Source organism: Proteus sp. G2300, from assembly GCF_009915965.1.
In the GTDB taxonomy this organism is placed as follows: Bacteria; Pseudomonadota; Gammaproteobacteria; order Enterobacterales; family Enterobacteriaceae; genus Proteus; species Proteus vulgaris.
Window position 1 is genome coordinate 329,283 of the sequence record NZ_JAABNK010000025.1, and the last position, 14,184, is coordinate 343,466.

The 14,184-nt window shown below is 34.3% G+C and carries 15 protein-coding genes and 1 tRNA gene; 5 read left to right on the forward strand and 11 right to left on the reverse strand.

Annotation, left to right across the window (positions count from 1 at the left end; all coding sequences use genetic code 11):
• Positions 1-62: 62 nt before the first annotated feature.
• Positions 63-2,231: a YccS family putative transporter gene (gene yccS / locus GWI97_RS17485; RefSeq protein ID WP_036938014.1), complete on the reverse strand. Its 2,169-nt coding sequence runs from the start codon at positions 2,229-2,231 to the stop codon at positions 63-65.
• A gap of 115 nt (positions 2,232-2,346) precedes the next feature.
• Between yccS and helD the strand changes: the two genes are divergently transcribed.
• Positions 2,347-4,398 (forward strand): DNA helicase IV, encoded by a 2,052-nt coding sequence (gene helD / locus GWI97_RS17490; protein WP_161752159.1) that lies wholly within the window; start codon positions 2,347-2,349, stop codon positions 4,396-4,398.
• 2 nt (positions 4,399-4,400) lie between these two features.
• On the opposite strand, the gene GWI97_RS17495 is transcribed toward helD, so the two are convergent.
• Entirely contained in the window at positions 4,401-4,859 is a 459-nt protein-coding gene (locus GWI97_RS17495) for a methylglyoxal synthase (protein ID WP_036938008.1), read from the reverse strand.
• 136 nt (positions 4,860-4,995) lie between these two features.
• Here GWI97_RS17495 and GWI97_RS17500 point away from each other — a divergent pair, with 136 nt between their 5' ends.
• A complete protein-coding gene (locus tag GWI97_RS17500; protein WP_036938006.1) occupies positions 4,996-5,409 on the forward strand; it encodes a CoA-binding protein in 414 nt (137 codons plus the stop codon).
• Positions 5,410-5,487: 78 nt separating this feature from the next.
• On the opposite strand, the gene hspQ is transcribed toward GWI97_RS17500, so the two are convergent.
• Positions 5,488-5,808: a heat shock protein HspQ gene (gene hspQ, locus GWI97_RS17505; RefSeq protein WP_179951906.1), complete on the reverse strand. Its 321-nt coding sequence runs from the start codon at positions 5,806-5,808 to the stop codon at positions 5,488-5,490.
• A gap of 197 nt (positions 5,809-6,005) precedes the next feature.
• On the opposite strand from hspQ, the gene GWI97_RS17510 reads away from it, so the two are divergent.
• Positions 6,006-6,281, forward strand: a complete 276-nt coding sequence (locus tag GWI97_RS17510) for an acylphosphatase (protein WP_036938002.1) — start codon at positions 6,006-6,008, stop codon at positions 6,279-6,281.
• A gap of 51 nt (positions 6,282-6,332) precedes the next feature.
• Here GWI97_RS17510 and tusE read toward each other — a convergent pair whose 3' ends face one another.
• Entirely contained in the window at positions 6,333-6,662 is a 330-nt protein-coding gene (gene tusE / locus GWI97_RS17515) for a sulfurtransferase TusE (protein ID WP_036938000.1), read from the reverse strand.
• A gap of 182 nt (positions 6,663-6,844) precedes the next feature.
• Between tusE and GWI97_RS17520 the strand changes: the two genes are divergently transcribed.
• Positions 6,845-6,932 (forward strand) — tRNA-Ser (locus GWI97_RS17520).
• A gap of 337 nt (positions 6,933-7,269) precedes the next feature.
• Here GWI97_RS17520 and GWI97_RS17525 read toward each other — a convergent pair.
• From GWI97_RS17525 to GWI97_RS17545, 5 genes are all read right to left on the reverse strand, one after another.
• Entirely contained in the window at positions 7,270-8,202 is a 933-nt protein-coding gene (locus GWI97_RS17525) for a nucleoside hydrolase (RefSeq protein ID WP_036937998.1), read from the reverse strand.
• Positions 8,203-8,277: 75 nt separating this feature from the next.
• The gene (locus GWI97_RS17530) at positions 8,278-9,465 is read right to left on the reverse strand and encodes a NupC/NupG family nucleoside CNT transporter (RefSeq protein WP_036937995.1); all 1,188 of its coding nucleotides are present in this window, start codon (positions 9,463-9,465) and stop codon (positions 8,278-8,280) included.
• A 53-nt stretch (positions 9,466-9,518) separates the two neighbouring features.
• Positions 9,519-10,718 carry a PfkB family carbohydrate kinase gene (locus tag GWI97_RS17535; RefSeq protein WP_052038525.1) on the reverse strand — a complete coding sequence of 400 codons (1,200 nt, stop codon included), beginning with the start codon at positions 10,716-10,718 and terminating at the stop codon, positions 9,519-9,521.
• Between the two features lie 281 nt (positions 10,719-10,999).
• The gene (locus GWI97_RS17540; protein WP_072024213.1) at positions 11,000-11,275 is read right to left on the reverse strand and encodes a DUF2645 family protein; all 276 of its coding nucleotides are present in this window, start codon (positions 11,273-11,275) and stop codon (positions 11,000-11,002) included.
• A 487-nt stretch (positions 11,276-11,762) separates the two neighbouring features.
• Positions 11,763-12,215, reverse strand: a complete 453-nt coding sequence (locus tag GWI97_RS17545; protein ID WP_036937992.1) for a multidrug/biocide efflux PACE transporter — start codon at positions 12,213-12,215, stop codon at positions 11,763-11,765.
• A gap of 100 nt (positions 12,216-12,315) precedes the next feature.
• Here GWI97_RS17545 and GWI97_RS17550 point away from each other — a divergent pair, with 100 nt between their 5' ends.
• On the forward strand, positions 12,316-13,188 hold the full coding sequence (locus GWI97_RS17550) for a LysR family transcriptional regulator (RefSeq protein ID WP_036937989.1): 873 nt from the start codon (positions 12,316-12,318) through the stop codon (positions 13,186-13,188).
• Between the two features lie 62 nt (positions 13,189-13,250).
• On the opposite strand, the gene GWI97_RS17555 is transcribed toward GWI97_RS17550, so the two are convergent.
• A complete protein-coding gene (locus GWI97_RS17555) occupies positions 13,251-13,589 on the reverse strand; it encodes a DUF1869 domain-containing protein (RefSeq protein WP_036937986.1) in 339 nt (112 codons plus the stop codon).
• A gap of 9 nt (positions 13,590-13,598) precedes the next feature.
• The gene (locus GWI97_RS17560) at positions 13,599-13,931 is read right to left on the reverse strand and encodes a DUF1971 domain-containing protein (RefSeq protein WP_036937983.1); all 333 of its coding nucleotides are present in this window, start codon (positions 13,929-13,931) and stop codon (positions 13,599-13,601) included.
• Positions 13,932-14,184: the final 253 nt, after the last annotated feature.

Sequence of the window (14,184 nt, forward strand, 5' to 3'; positions counted from 1 at the left end):
TCAATAATAGTTATTTTCTCTAATATCATATGGAAATTAGAGAAAATAACGTTAATTACATATTAATGTTGTAGTTGAGGTGTGTTATTTACTTCGCCTTGTTCAATCATTTGAATACAGTTAATGATTTGTGGTAGTAAATCTAACAATAATCTAATTTGAGTTAGAACTAATTGAATTTGTCCATCATCAGCATTCGGTAGTGAATTGATCTGTTCAATTAATTTTAAATGAGATTGTTTAAATGCTTCGTCGTGTGGTGTTTTACGGCGTAAAGCAGAGTCGATATAACAAACTGTATCGTTAAGCAACGTAAGTACGGTTTCATCTTCGATTTTAGAACGATGAACACCCAGTGCTGAAATATAACTAAGTAAGGTATGATTCAAGCAGAGTAACTGGAAAGCGACCTCTTGGGATGCTTGATAACTTTTTGGCTCCGAGGACATATTTGAGATAAGTGATGCAAGTTCACCATCACTGCTATGAGCATTACGGCGAGCAATTCGATAACCTAAACTATTATCTTTTCCTTGGTAATACTGAATAAGAATAGCATCAAGATAGTAGCAGTTATTTGTCATTGTTTTTTGAATAACAACTGGAAGTTGACGAAATTTCCAATCAGGCCAAATAAAGCTCACAGCAAACCATGCTATAGCACAGCCTATTAAGGTATCAATAATACGAGGAAGAGCAACATCATAACCTTCACCGAGCAAATTGAAGCTTAATAAAACTAATAAGGTAATAAATAGCGTGGCATGCGCATATTGTATTGTTCGAAATGCAAAAAAGAGCGTACCAGTGATAACGATTAAGACGAGTTGTCCTTCAATTGAGGGAACAAAATACAAAATAGGGAAACCAATTAAAATACCAATAATGGTGCCACTTACGCGTAATGTTAAGCGCCTACGTGTGGCATTGTAGTTGGGTTGGCAAACAAATAAGCTGGTTAATAATATCCAATATCCCCTGTCTAATTGGAAAAATTGAATAATGGCATAACCAATACATAGCACCAGTGACATTCTTACTGCATGTCTAAAAAGTGCTGATTTAGGCGTAAGATGCTCTTTTATTCTTAATGCGATATCTCGCCATCCGGTTAAACCATCATCAGAAAGTTGCGTTTCTTCTTTTTGATCATGAGATATTTGATACTGTTCTGTGCTAATACTTCGTAAAAGTGCATCAATCCCTTGAAGATTTTGTAATAAATTATTCAAAGGTGTCATTAATTGTGGTTCTGAGATTGTCTTTTTTAAATGGTTGAGAGCATTTTCTAAATAATTAATAGAACGCTCAAGTGCAGGATTATGCTGATACTTTTTATGCCAAAGAATTGATTGTGCAACTTGCTCACAAGCTCGTGCCTGCATAGAAAGTAAACGTTGAAAACGAAAAAGTACATCACTGTGACGTAACTCATTACTCAATAATTGATACTGGACATGAGATGAACTGGCTCTTTCATGAATATCTTGAGCGACAAAATAGTAATGCAGTGTAAAACGGCTACTACGTTGGCCTCTATCACCTTTTAATCGGCTTAATAATGTGACTTTAGTTTGATTCATAGTGTCAATAAGCTGGCTATTGGCCATAGCTAAACTATAAAGCGAATGTTGATAGTCATCTTCAACATCAGGATCAAATAAAGTTGCTTTCGCTTCGAGATAAGTTGCAAGTTGCTGGTAACACCGGGTTAAATTGTCTTGCACTGGACGAATAGGGAACAATAAGTGACCAACCAAGGTTAACGAGTTATACCAAATAGCACCTAATAACAGTAAAATAGGTTGTTCATACCAAACAGGGAAAATAGGCATACCGAGCATAGTGTAAATGGCGATGAGTAATGCACCAAAAGCAATGGTCGCGTAGCGTTGCCCTAACGCACCTAATAAAATAAATCCCCAAGTTGAAATGGCTAAACCGAAAAAGAACAAAATAGGATAGGGATAAAGTAATCCTATTGATGCTGATGCAAGAAGAAAACAGCATAATGTAATGACGAGATTTTTTAAGCGTCCGACAAGCCTATCATCTAAGTCAGTTAATGCAGCTGCGACCACACCTAAAGTTAGCGGAATGGTATATTTAGGCTCTTGACCTAAAACCCAAGGAAACAAAGTCGTTCCTGTAAGTGCGATTATTATGCGAATATAATAGAGAAAGTGGCTATTATAGATAAATCGGCGGGCGCCATTTAGCAAAGTGAACACAAAAAAGCCCTTAAATAAACAAGATGAAGATAATTACCTCTTAGAATATAGGGTTTATCACCGATTAAAAAGAGCTTAACAACAGACTATTTGTTATTTATTGCAGGAATTACGTATGGAACTGAAATCCACTCCGATGGGACAACGTTTAGCACAGCATCCTTATAATAGAGTCAAATTGTTAAATGCGGGTATTGAGGTCAGTGGTGAGAAACATCAGTATTTAATTCCTTTTAACGAATTGATTAATATTTACTGTAAAAAAGGGATTGTCTGGGGTGAATTAGAATTTTTATTGCCTGAAGATAAAGTGGTTCGATTACATGGAACAGACTGGGAGGAAACTCAGCAATTTTATCGATATCTATATCATACATGGCAAAATTGGAGTCAAGAAATGAGTGAAATAAGTGCTCAAGTTCTTGAGAAGGAACTCCATAATATTGCTGAAATGACGCAATCAAATAAATGGATAAAGCAATCTAACCTTAGTGAAATTCAACAATCTATCAAAGAAAGCTTCTCAGCTATTCCACTTCCACTTGAACGTCTTACCCAATTTGATAATTGCCAAGCACTCTATCAGCAATGTTTAGAGTGGCTAAAACAAGGTGAATCACTTATTAATAAAGAAAATTCCGCGTGGATAACACAAATGCTAAATGAGCATGCGGAATTTTTTAATACCATTGAATCATCTCCTCTCAATGGATCACAATGTCGCGCTGTTATTAATGGTGAAGAAAATATTTTAGTTTTAGCGGGAGCGGGAAGCGGTAAAACATCTGTATTAGTGGCAAGAGTAGGATGGTTATTACGCCGAAATTTAGCGCAACCAGAGCAAATTTTGGTATTGGCATTTGGACGTAAAGCAGCACAAGAAATGAATGAACGTATTTCAGCACGTTTACATGCCGATATTACGGCAAAAACATTTCATGCATTAGCATTATCAATTATTCAGCAAGCAACAAAAAAGCAACCTAAAATTAGTGAGCTTGAAATAAATAGTGAAAAAAGAAGAACATTACTATTAGACGAATGGCGAAATCAATGTCAACAGAAAAAAGCACAAGCAAAGGGATGGCGTGAATGCCTATCTCAAGAACTTGGCTGGGATATTCCAGAAGGTGAATTTTGGCATGATAAAAAAGTAGAGAACCAAGTTGCCGTAAGATTAGAGCGTTGGATTGGTTTATTAAGAATGCAAGGAGGTAGTCAAAAATCACTAATTGAAAGTGTACAACCTGAATATACAGAAGCATTTAAAAAATATTTAAAATTGCTATCTCCTTTATTAAAAGCTTGGAAAGTGGCATTAAAAGAAGAAGATGCGATAGATTTTTCGGGTTTATTGCATCAAGCTATCAATCTTATTGAAAAAGGGCGTTTTATTAGCCCATGGAAACATATTCTTGTTGATGAATTTCAAGATATTTCGCCACTTCGAGCATCATTATTAACAGCATTAAAACAGCAAAATAAACAAACATCTTTATTTGCTGTGGGGGATGATTGGCAAGCTATTTACCGTTTTAGTGGTGCAGAATTATTATTAACGACTTCTTTTCATCATTCTTTTGGAGAAGGTGCAGTATGTGCATTAGATACGACTTATCGTTTTAATGACACAATTGGTGATGTTGCCAATAGTTTTATTCAGCAAAATCCGATGCAATTATCTAAGCCTCTAACTAGTTTAGTTAAAGGTAATAAAAAAGCCGTTGCTCTGTTATCGGACGATCAGCTTGAAAATCTATTAAATAAAATGAGTGGTTACGTTGAAGAAGATGAAACAATCCTCTTACTTGCTCGTTATCACTATTTAAAACCTGAATTATTAAAAAAAGCTAAAACGCGTTGGCCTAAATTAAATTTAGAATTTATGACTTTTCATGCTTCAAAGGGGCAGCAAGCTGATTACGTTATCATTTTAGGTTTACAAGATGGCAAAGATGCTTTTCCTGCGCCAGCCAGAGAGTCAATTATTGAATTAGCGTTATTACCAAAAGTTGAAGATTATCCTAATGCTGAAGAAAGGCGTTTAATGTATGTCGCTTTAACTAGAGCAAAAAAACAAGTATGGCTATTATTTAATAAACAACAACCATCTTGTTTTGTCTCAGAGTTAAAATCTCAAGGTGTTCCTATACAGCGGAAACCTTAGGATTATTTTAATCTTTCTTTTAAATAACCGTCGTAATCAGGAATTTTAATTGTAGCTTCTTGTGAGAACAAAGGTGATGAAATTAAAAAATTTGCAGTTGCACGATTGGTGGCAACCGGAATGTTCCATACGGTGGCTAAGCGTAGAAGAGCTTTAACATCCGGATCGTGTGGAACGGCGTTCAATGGATCCCAAAAGAAAATCATAATATCGATTTTCTTTTCAGCGATCATTGCACCTATTTGTTGATCACCGCCCATTGGGCCACTTAGCATTTGAGTAACATGAAGGCCTGTATGGTGATTAATTAAATTTCCTGTGGTTCCTGTCGCAAATAATTTGTGTAGAGACAGTTGTTCGCGATTATTTTGAACCCATTCAAGTAATGAGCTTTTACAGTGATCATGGGCAACAAGCGCGATATTTTTTTCTTTTAAGAGCGTGCGGTCAATTTGTTCCATTTGATACCTTTAAAATAAATATAGTTATTGTTCCAGTTGTCAAAATACCTTTTTTTTATCTTACAAGCTATGAACGGATCAAGATACTATGATGTATCATAATATTTTCAATCTTCATGATGAACGGAGTATATAAATGGTGGACTCAGACATTTATGACATTTTAAGAAGTGTCAAAACAATTGCGCTTGTTGGTGCGAGTAGCAAAGAAGATCGCCCAAGCTATAAAGTCATGAAATTCTTATTGGAACAAGGTTATGACGTTATTCCTGTAAATCCTGGTATGTCTGGACAGACATTGTTAGGGCAACAATGCTATACCTCATTAAAAGATATTCCGGTTGCTATTGATATGGTTGATGTTTTTCGTCAATCTTCTGCTGCATTAGACATTGCAAAAGAAGCGATTGAGATTAATGCCAAAGTGTTATGGTTACAAATTGATGTGATTAATGAAAAAGCCAAAGAGCTAGCAGAAAAAGCTGGATTACGAGTAGTTATGGATCGTTGTCCTAAAAAAGAAATTGAAGCGCATGGTCTTCCTTGGTAATTAACCAAAATAAAATCGCCGAAAATAAATTCGGCGATATCGTGTTTATTCAGGTCACAACTTATTTAAATTATTCGATTAATTCCTTAATCGTGGAGCCTGTAATTGGCTACGAATTGATTGTGATAGCTCATCTAATGAGTCATTATCTAAATGTTCATCTGAAACTTCATAAGTTATCTGCGCTTCCGCGAGATAAGTATGAACGGGTTGTCCTTCATCATCTTCCATCACAACATGATACCAAGGTGCTGCTCGCAAGGTCACATTAGATGCAATATCATCCTCATTAGGTTGATCAAAGGAATATTCAGCATCCACATCGACAATAACCCCTAAGTAGCCGAGTAATTTATGTCTAACTTGCTGTCCTATCCCAAATTTGCTGGCGGTCATCATAGTATCACCTCCATATAGCCTTGCTTATTAGTTATATATATGAGGGCACAAAGTGAAATTTCAAGGATTTGAAAAAAATATAATCCTTTGCTTTCATAATGAATAAAGAACCTCACAAAATCAGATTATCTATTGTATAAAGAAAAGACAATAACCTGAGTAGAATTTTTATTTCAGGAACACTATCAGGAGAGTGTATGAAAATGGGACGCGAATATATTATTCAAGGGCGAGTGCAGGGCGTTGGATTTCGTTTTTTTACTTATCAATGGATGAAGAAACAACCAATAACGGGATATGTTTGGAACCGTGATGATGGCAGTGTGGGAGTAAGAGCGTTTGCGCAGGAAGATGCATTAAAAGAATTTGAAAATTGGTTAGAAGCGGGGGGACCAAAAAGTGCCAAAATTACATTTTGGTCTGCCACACCTTGTGAATATGAATCAATGGCAGATTTTTCAATCCGCCATTAGGGATAATATAGTTTTAAGGATTTTTAATTATCTTTTATTAAAAACTAATTTTTAAATACATTTAACGGGTTTAGGTAAACCCGCCAGTTTTGTGGCTTGCTTCGCTGGGCCTTTAGGAAATAAGCGATAAAGGTAACGGCTATTACCTTTTTCATCGCCATATTTTTGAGCTAAAGCTTTTACCAGCATACGAATAGCAGGGGATGTATTAAATTCTAAATAAAATTGGCGAACAAAGCGGATTATTTCCCAATGTTGTTCTGTTAGTTCAATTTCTTCTATTTTAGCTAATGTTGGAACCATATCTTCGCTCCATTCATTACTATTTTTTAGATAACCGTGACTATCTGTCTCGATTTCTTTTCCGTTAAAGACAAACATGTGCATTATGACCAATCAAAAATAATAGCGTTAATTTAGCAAAAATAAAGAAAATACCCAAGTAGAACCCATAAATCGTTGATTAATTAAGCCATTGACTTATGATGCGTTTAATTTTACAGCAAACAGTACAATAAGACCTTTACAATATAAGTCTAGATGTTTATATTGCTCCACATTGCGGAGGGGTGGCCGAGCGGCTGAAGGCAGCGGTCTTGAAAACCGCCGATGGGAAACCATCCGAGAGTTCGAATCTCTCCTCCTCCGCCATCTCATCACTTCCTAGCGTCTCCTGAAGTCTCTTAATCCCAAGTAAATCAAGCATTCTAGTAAAATCATTATCTCTTAATGTCTCTTGCTATTTTCTAGCGTTGTAGATATTTGGAGGAAGGTTCTATGTCCATCAATATTTAATCTTCTCAATAATTAGTGCAATAAATTTATTCCCATTGAGATTTATTGAGTATCGAGTATCTCTATTTTAAAGTAGAGAGGAGTAATAAGATTTTATTTTCTCCTGTATTTATATTTTTAGATATTAATAATATAATAAAGTTTAATACAGAGAAGTTAGACTTCTCTGTATTACTTTTTATTTTTACCCAGTTTATAAAGATAGAATTCGTTCAGATATTAGCGACATTAATTTATCCGATTGAACATCGGTAATTATCATCGTATTTATACGGCATTCATTTAAATTACTATTATTTTTGGTGGATCTTGAATCATCGTGGACTGTGGCAAAACTTAAACCAAATAGTTTGCGTGATTCGTATTCAATGTCAATATGACCATTTATACCAGTGAAAATATCTGGGCGAATTAGATAACCTATTACACAAGGATCATGTAAGAAGGGGTCAAATGTGGCATATCCACGAGCCATTTTGGCTGCTGTTTTAGCAATGACATTACCTTGATCTAACGATTGGCATAAACCAGCTCGGATATCTGCTTTATGGGTAACATCCAATCCCAGCATCGTAATGTGCTCAGCTGTATCAAAGACAATATGTGCTGCATGTGGATCGACATAAAAATTGAATTCGGCTGCCGGAGTTATATTGCCATTACAAAATGCAGCTCCTCCCATTAGAACGATATCTTTCACATTATCCTTAAGCCTTGGTTCTTTGAGCATTGCCATCGCAATATTAGTCAGTGGCGCTGTCGGACAAAGGGTGACTTCTTTAGGGTTAGACATCACAGTATCAATGATAAAATCCACTGCGTGTATATCGGGATAAGTATAATTGGATTTTGGTAACGTCACACCAGCAAGGCCGTTATTACCGTGTACTTGTGTTTTACTTCCTCGACGGGCTATCAAAGGTCGTTCACATCCTCTGGCTAGAGGAATGTCGGGGCGTGACACAAACGAAAGAATGTTGCGAGCATTCTCATGAACTTTATCTAACTCAACATTTCCAGCTACTGTTGTGATCCCCAGCACTTTGATTTCTGGTGATGCCAATGCAAGTAAAATTGCAATAGCGTCATCTACACCCGGATCACAATCTATAATAATTTTAGTCATATACTTCTCCTTTGATAACTTACATAACGCATTGAACAACATACAAAACTAAAAGTAGGGTTTATAAAATAAGTGTTAGCTCACAAAAATACCGACCATCGTTGCGGATAAGCAACTCACCAATGTTGAACCCACGATCAATCGAAAACTATTAGCCGCTATCATTTTTCCATGTTCTTTGCTGATACTGGCGACACAGGCGATAATCATCCCCACTGAACCAAAATTTGCGAACGAGATCAGGAAGACAGAGATAATGGCTTCAGTTCTTGGGCTTAGATCCTCTAATTTGATATAATCAACCATTGCGACAAATTCATTTGTTAAAATTTTTGTGGCAATAATCTGCCCAAATTCAATACTGTCTTGCCATGGAACGCCAAGTACAAACGCAATTGGTGAGAAAATATAGCCAAGAAGGCCTTGGAAACTAATTCCTATGATGCGTAAGAAAATATCATTCAACATGCTAATTAGAGCAATAAAACCAAGAAGCATAGGAACTATTGCTAGAATTAATTTAAAACCATCGAGCATATGTTCTGTTAGTACTTCAAAAAAACTATGATGTTCATTTTTAGGACCAGAAAAGTTGCTGGATATCTCAATAGGATCGTTAGGGTTAATAATAGAAACAATAACGAAAGTACTAAAAAAGTTTAGACACACACCAATAAAGACAAATTGAGGTGATAACATTTGAGTATAAGCACCCAGTATTGCGATATCGACAGTTGATAATGAACATGCTGCTATTGTATACATTTGTGGTTTTGTTAAATTGGGTATGTATTCTTTAATTGATACATACACGGCCATCATACCTACAACGACAGCACTAACTGCTGAAAAAGATTCAAGTTTGCCAACTTTTGCAATTTTATTAATAAGGTATCCGATGGTTATAATAATCAATCGAAGAATACCAAAATATTTTAATATCCCAATAATTGAGCAAATAAACACTAAAGGCATTAGTGCAACAATAACAAAAACAATAGGTGTTTTATTGCTTATATCTCCAAAAACAAAATCAATACCTTTATTTGCATGATGTACTAAATACTCTATACCAATATTCGTTGTATTAAGAATCGTTATTCCAATAGATGTATGCAAAAGTATGAAAGCAACGATGGCCTCTAATAATAAAAGAATAATAATGGGAAAGATTTTTCTTTTTATTTTATTAGCATTAAAGCTAATAGAAGATGCCACTATAAAAATTAAGAGAAGGCTAATAATGAAAATTAAATATTTCATAACGACCTCGGTTATATAATTTATCAACGGGGTGGGTTATTTATGCACTTCCCTTACATACGCTCTTTTTTTAGTCTGGCATCAACACTTGTTCGAGATGGCATTGATGATGCTCCTTTTTTTTCAACTGCTAATGATGCATAGGCAATGGAAAACTTAATAGCCTCATCCATATTTTTTCCTTCTATTAATTTTGCCGCCAATGCACCTGTAAATGCATCACCTGCGCCACTAGTATCAACGACAGATGCCTCCATCGCTTTGTAATACTTCATAGTGCTACCATTGAAATAAAGTGCTCCACTGTCACCAAGTGTCATCACTATTTCTTTAACACCTAAGTTATGTATTGCTTTTATGGCTTCCTGTGCTGAAATAACGCTATCAATTTTAATATTTGATATTAATTCTGCTTCTGTTCCATTCGGTACTAATAAATCAACTGAAGGCAAATGTGAGACAATTTGATCTGAATAAGGCGCAGGATTGAGAATGACATAACATCCCGATTTTTTTGCTATTTCAATAGCAAATTTGGTCGCTTCTATATTGTTTTCTAATTGGGTAAGAAAAATCTTTGCCGATTGTAGATTATTAATATCTGAAAGAATTTCAGCTTTAGAGATAGTTGCATTAGCGCCGAGATCAATAACAATGCTATTGTTTCCCGTGGCATTCTCAACCATAACTAATGCATTTCCTGTCTTTGAATTGGTATCCTTAATTAATGTATATGAACTTATTTTTGTTGTACTGAAATATTTTTCTGCGGTCGTGCCAAATGAATCATCGCCTACTTTAGCGAAAAAATGTACATGATCATTTAATTCTGCCGCCGCGACCGCCTGGTTAGCTCCTTTTCCACCAGGGTAAAAATTTGTAGAGATTGCTTTGATTGTTTCTCCTATAAAAGGAAATCTTTCAACTTCTGTTACAACATCTAAATTGAAAGATCCCAAAATATATAATGAGCACTTATCTGCATTTTTTTTATCTCTATTTTGTTCTTCACGATCAATTTGAAGTACTCTAGTTTCATCAATAGTTCTATTTATTATTGGTTCTAATTCAATTTTTTGTAATCTGACACCACCATGAAATTTAGTTGCTATACCTAATAACTGCAATTCGTCTATATATCTTCTTACTGTTCTTTCTGATACATGAAGTAGAGCACTGAGCTCTTTTACGTAGATGGAATTATCTTTAACTAATTTTTTTCTGATAAATGCAATACTGCTCTTTTTTTTCATATCACCTCTTGTTTGTTAAAAAATGTTTTATCATTTGTTAAGATAATAGTGATTAATAAAGTTTATTCTGCCTGGATAGTCACGTTTTTTGCTCGTAATTGGACAATTATCTGTCCGTTTATATAAATTTTAAGAAAAATATGTGGTGATCGCAGTTTACTTGTATTGGATGACTATCTGAGGTGGTAATGAAATTATTGAAGATTATTTACTTATTTTTGACTTTCGATAGCATTGAAATGCTTGAATATCTAGAGAGTATATAGGGGGATTGATCGTTTTTAGTACCCACTAAACGTAAAAAATGACCAATTGAGTGCTATTACTGTGTACAAGTATTTCAACTTTTGCTTTCTTTCATACAGGGAAAGCAAAATATAAGGAATTAAAACGAGGATAGGTTCGATAATATATCTTCCGCCTAGAGGAAGTTGGTCAAGTTGTTTTATATCACCATCACCTAACATCCATTCGTAATTTAAGCTTGAAAGTATCCGGATCAGAATTAATAAAAAGATAAAATAAAGAAAGAAAAATATCTTTAATAGCATTTTCATATAAACATAAGTTCAATCAAAGCAATTGGCTGAGTAAAATAAAAATAAGGAAAATATCAGCGATAATAAGTAATACACAAATAGGTGCTCTTGCTAAAAGGTATGGAAGAAAGGAGAGCGTTATTAATACATTGATAAATTGGATACAACTCATGGTATCTGTAAGTCAACGTACTTTAGAAAACCTATTTTCTGGTGAATTACGTATTAAATAAATTAGAAAAATAACAAGAAATAAAAATAAATTACAGCCTGTTGAGAGAATTAAAATATTAATATACAAAACATAATATAAAAATAAGAAAATGCTCACTTGATTATTTAATAATAAATAATTATAAGTAATTTTTTATTTTACTAGCGAGTAATCACGGTATTAAAAATGAATGAAATGGTAAAGCTAATTTCATTTTTATATATGATAAAATTCTATAATATAAAAGAAAGCACTTAATAATGTTTTATTAAGTGCTTAAGATAGTTGTTATTAGTTACGTGCGATAATAGGCTTTTCTTTGCGATTAAACCAACTTTCACGTAATTTATCGTAGCTAAGATTAAATGCATAAGTATAAAAAAGGAAAAAGACAAAGAAGCCAATTTCTAATAAGAATGCATTCCATAATGACATATCTAATAAAAGTGCCAATATCGGTAATCCTATGATCACAAAGCTAAACTCAAAACCAATTGCATGTATAATACGTATTTTTGTTGGTCTTGAGCCTTTTGACAAAGGCCAATAGTGATCAAAAATCATGTTATAAAAAAGATTTAGCAACATAGCTAATGTTGATAAGACAATAGCGACTGTACCCATCTGAAAAATTGAGCGCTCCAAAAGCCATGCACTAAGCGGTGCCGTTATGGCAATAGCAATCGCTTCAAATGAAACAGCGTGAAAAACGCGCTCAGTAAATGTTTTTTGATATTGGCTCATATCTCACCTCAAATTAATTGGTTAACAAAAAACGAGTGCAATTATTGGTGATATTTTGTATATATACAAAATAGGAGCCATCGGAAAAATCGATACCATAATGAATTATTCTATAGAAACTTTGCGTACATTTGTTGAAGCTGCTTCATTAAAATCATTTTCTGCAACAGCAAGGAAATTAAATAAAAGTCAATCTACTGTGAGTAGCACGATTGCCGGATTCGAAGATGATATGGGCTTTGAGCTATTTGAGCGAAAAGGGCGAGAATCAACGCTGACTTTTGCAGGACAAAAAGTGTTGAGCTTGGTTGAGGACATATTAGCTGCTGATGAACGATTACAAGCATTAAGAATAGACCTCTCTTCAGAAATGGAGCCTCGTTTAAGTTGTGTATTTTCTGATATGTACCAGCCCCCTTATTCTGAACAGCTTTTAAAAATTCTGGATACAGAATTTCCACATCTTGAATTTGAGTTTCTTGTTGCTGAGAATGATGATGTGATTAATATGTTACAAAATAATCAGGCGCATATTGGTATGATGGAATCGCGAATAGAATATCCTGCTGATATTGCTTTTGCTCGTTTGCCTGTGAGTGGCAAGTTAGGATTATATGCACATAAAACACATCCACTGGTGAAAGAAAAGAAAATTAACTATCAACACTTAACAATGCATCGTCAATTAAGGCTAAGTAGCCGTGCTCAATTCGCGATTAATAGTGAAAAGAACTGGCTAGCACCTAATTATTTATTGTTACTTGAAATGGCAGAGCAAGAAATGGGATGGGCGATATTACCTACATGGTTAGTCGAGCAATTTGGACATAATTTGTTAGTCAGTCTGAATTATGATCAATTCCCTAAGAAAATAGATATTGATCTAGTATGGTCGAGAAGTAATCCCCCCGGAAAAGCAGGATATTGGATGATAGATAGACTTTTGAAAAATGATCTTAAATTTTCTCTCTAGGCATCAATCACCTTCATTATTAATAGATATAGTGAAGGTGATGTGTTTTTTCTGGTATCAGATCACCAGCCACAAACATTTGTTTCTTCGTCCATATCATAACCACGTACGATATTAATAAGATCTTTCACCATTAAGCTGGACATATCTGCGTCTAATAAATCAGCTAAAATACAGTCTTTATCAACAGAAACACCATTATTTTTGTTTGTTAAGACTAAGGTGAGTTCTTGTGGATCACTATTTACCTTATTTTTTAGCTCATTAACTAAAAGTAGTACTTCTTTAGTGGCAATTTCTGGAATATATAAAATTTTAGGATTTAGAAATACTTTTTGAGATTTTTCTTGTCCATTGGTATTAATCAATTCTAATAAATAGCCTTTATTTTCATTTTCCATATTATTCTTTTAACCTTCGGCAAGTATTTTAGGGTCGACATAAAAATCGACATTAAAAACAGTATCTTCAGTTTTTGCTTCTATTTTGTGCCATGTTTCTGGTGGGAATACACCAAATTCACCTGCATTAATTACTAATGTTTCTGTTGGCTCTGGGCTAAATTCATCTGCATATGCGTAATAAACAATCATTCCTTGCATAACTGAGAGCTTAGGGTAAACCCCTTGACGCGTTCCTTTGTCTAAATGTCTTTCCCAAATAGATTTAGGTGCAGTGTCTTTAGTCCAAAGTGGCGTTGATCGTATATGGACATAGTGAGTGGGAATAATAATTCGTTCCATTTTACCTCCCTAAAAAATGAAGAGATCAATCTTTCTTTTTATCTTAGTTAAGAAGAAAAATTATCACATAATAATGTAATAAGTTATTGTGCTGTTGGATAAAATCTACCTCTTATAATAATGTATTTCAAATGCAATTTTATAGAAAAAAGTGACAATTATAGCTCTGGATCTATTAATATCTTGTTTTACTTAACTAAATTATTTTTTAAAAATTAAATTATTTTTTGTTTAGAGGTCATTTTTTAATCGC

Bases quoted from the DNA above. Each gene is read 5' to 3' on its own strand.
- helD (WP_161752159.1), top strand. From the start codon at position 2,347: ATGGAACTGAAATCCACTCCGATGGGACAACGTTTAGCACAGCATCCT.
- GWI97_RS17495 (WP_036938008.1), bottom strand. From the start codon at position 4,859: ATGGAACAAATTGACCGCACGCTCTTAAAAGAAAAAAATATCGCGCTT.
- GWI97_RS17500 (WP_036938006.1), top strand. From the start codon at position 4,996: ATGGTGGACTCAGACATTTATGACATTTTAAGAAGTGTCAAAACAATT.
- hspQ (WP_179951906.1), bottom strand. From the start codon at position 5,808: ATGATGACCGCCAGCAAATTTGGGATAGGACAGCAAGTTAGACATAAA.
- GWI97_RS17510 (WP_036938002.1), top strand. From the start codon at position 6,006: ATGAAAATGGGACGCGAATATATTATTCAAGGGCGAGTGCAGGGCGTT.
- tusE (WP_036938000.1), bottom strand. From the start codon at position 6,662: ATGTTTGTCTTTAACGGAAAAGAAATCGAGACAGATAGTCACGGTTAT.
- GWI97_RS17525 (WP_036937998.1), bottom strand. From the start codon at position 8,202: ATGACTAAAATTATTATAGATTGTGATCCGGGTGTAGATGACGCTATT.
- GWI97_RS17530 (WP_036937995.1), bottom strand. From the start codon at position 9,465: ATGAAATATTTAATTTTCATTATTAGCCTTCTCTTAATTTTTATAGTG.
- GWI97_RS17535 (WP_052038525.1), bottom strand. From the start codon at position 10,718: ATGAAAAAAAAGAGCAGTATTGCATTTATCAGAAAAAAATTAGTTAAA.
- GWI97_RS17540 (WP_072024213.1), bottom strand. From the start codon at position 11,275: ATGAAAATGCTATTAAAGATATTTTTCTTTCTTTATTTTATCTTTTTA.
- GWI97_RS17545 (WP_036937992.1), bottom strand. From the start codon at position 12,215: ATGAGCCAATATCAAAAAACATTTACTGAGCGCGTTTTTCACGCTGTT.
- GWI97_RS17550 (WP_036937989.1), top strand. From the start codon at position 12,316: ATGAATTATTCTATAGAAACTTTGCGTACATTTGTTGAAGCTGCTTCA.
- GWI97_RS17555 (WP_036937986.1), bottom strand. From the start codon at position 13,589: ATGGAAAATGAAAATAAAGGCTATTTATTAGAATTGATTAATACCAAT.
- GWI97_RS17560 (WP_036937983.1), bottom strand. From the start codon at position 13,931: ATGGAACGAATTATTATTCCCACTCACTATGTCCATATACGATCAACG.